The sequence below is a fragment of the Granulicella sp. L46 genome (genome assembly GCF_009765785.1).
Classification (GTDB): Bacteria; Acidobacteriota; Terriglobia; order Terriglobales; family Acidobacteriaceae; genus Granulicella.
In genome coordinates, this window is sequence record NZ_LMUT01000030.1 from 1 (window position 1) to 1,822 (window position 1,822).

1 protein-coding gene is annotated in these 1,822 nt (G+C 60.0%); it reads left to right on the top strand.

Translation table 11 applies throughout. From position 1 onward, the window contains the following. On the top strand, positions 1–1,742 hold a 1,742-nt coding region (locus GSQ80_RS22835; protein WP_216850547.1), incomplete at its 5' end, for a glycosyltransferase family 39 protein. Positions 1,743–1,822 lie beyond the last annotated feature (80 nt).

Genomic DNA, 1,822 nt, shown 5'->3' on the forward strand with positions numbered 1-1,822 from the left:
GCAAACCTTCAACCTTGCCAGGAGGCTCATTGCAACTCGTCCGCAGGTTCCGCATCCCAGCTTTGTTCTGCGCCCTCTGCGTGCTGGTCTGCGAACTCATCAGCCGTCCCTACGCCAACATGGGTATCTCCGACGACGGCCCCTACATCCTCATGGCACAGACCCTCGCCTCCACCGGACACGTCGTCTACAACGGATGGGCCGCCCCCATGCTTGTCTTCCAGCTTTATCTCGCGGCGGCCTTCGTCAAGCTCTTCGGCTTCTCCTTCACCGTCGTCCGCAGCTCCGCCCTGCTGGTCGCCATGCTGATGGCCTTTCTCTTTCAGCGCATCCTCGTCCTCGCCAACGTCTCCGAACGCAACGCCACCATCGGAACCCTGGCCCTGGCCCTCTCCCCGCTCTATCTCATGCTCTCGGCGACATTCCTGACCGACATCTTTGGCCTCTTCGCTATCATTATCTGCCTCTACGGCTGTCTGCATGCACTCCATGCCCGGTCCGATCGCGCCACCATCGCCTGGCTTTGTTTCGCCGTCATTACCAACGCTCTTTGCGGCACCTCGAGACAGATTGCGTGGCTCGGTGTCCTCGTCATGCTTCCCTCCACACTGTGGCTGCTTCGCTCGCGGCGTCGAGTCCTCCTCGCCGGCTCAGCCGCTACCCTCCTCGGCGCACTCTTCATCTTCGCCTGCCTGCACTGGCTCAAGCACCAGCCCTACATTGTCCCCGAGCAGCTGCTTCCCAAATCCATCCATGCAACCGGAATTGTAAAAGCTTTCGCCTTCCTCTTTCTCGACGCTCCCTTTCTTCTACTTCCACTCTTCGCCCTCTTCATCCCCGTCTTATGGTGGCGCAATCGCCTCTCCATCGCCGTCGTTCTCGCAATCTGCGTCGCCTATACGCTTCTTAGCTTCCATCGCGGATATCCCTTCTTGATGGAGCCGCTAGCGGGCGACTGGGTCAATCTACAAGGAATCTACGGCAGTAGTCATCTGCAGGGCGATCCTCCCATCTTTCTGCCCCACTGGGTGCGGCTGCTCCTGACCATCGCTTCCCTCGGCGGTCTTTTAGGTCTCATCGCATCTTTCTTTAGCAGCCCCCCAACCGCGCCCGCAGCCGAGCTTCCAAAACCGATCTCCTGGAATTTTCTCGCCATGCTCCTGGCGCCGTTTGCCATCGCCTACACGCTGCTTCTCGTTCCGAGGACAGTCGACGGTACGATCTTTGATCGTTACTTACTCCCACTCCTTGCCATCGCGCCAATCTTCCTCCTTCGCTACTACCAGGAAACCATTCGTCCGAAGATCCCTGCGGCCGGCGCAGTCTTGGTCCTTGTCATGGCCGCGTATGGTGTTACTAACACCCATAACCAGTTCGCCTTTTACCGCGCGCGCGGAGCCATCGCCGAAGAACTCCGCGCCCACTCCATCCCGGACACCGCCGTCGACGGCGGCTGGGAGAACAACCTCGACGTCGAGCTTCAGAACTCCAGCCACATCAACTTCCCCACCATCGTCGTTCCCGCGCACGCGTATATCCCAACGCCACCACCTCCACCCAGCGCCTGCCACGCCTTCTGGTACGACTACACGCCACACATCCATCCTCTCTACGGCGTCTCCTTCGATCCCAACGCCTGCTATGGTCCCGCGCCCTTCGCTCCGGTGCATTACTCCCGTTGGTTGACGCGCACGCCAGGCACGCTCTACGTCGTCCGCTATACGCCACCTTCCCATCCATGACCGGTTGCTATCCTGTAAGCGCGATGCAGCCCTCCCACATCGCTTGATCCGCGCAAACCTTCAACCTTGCCAGGAGGCTC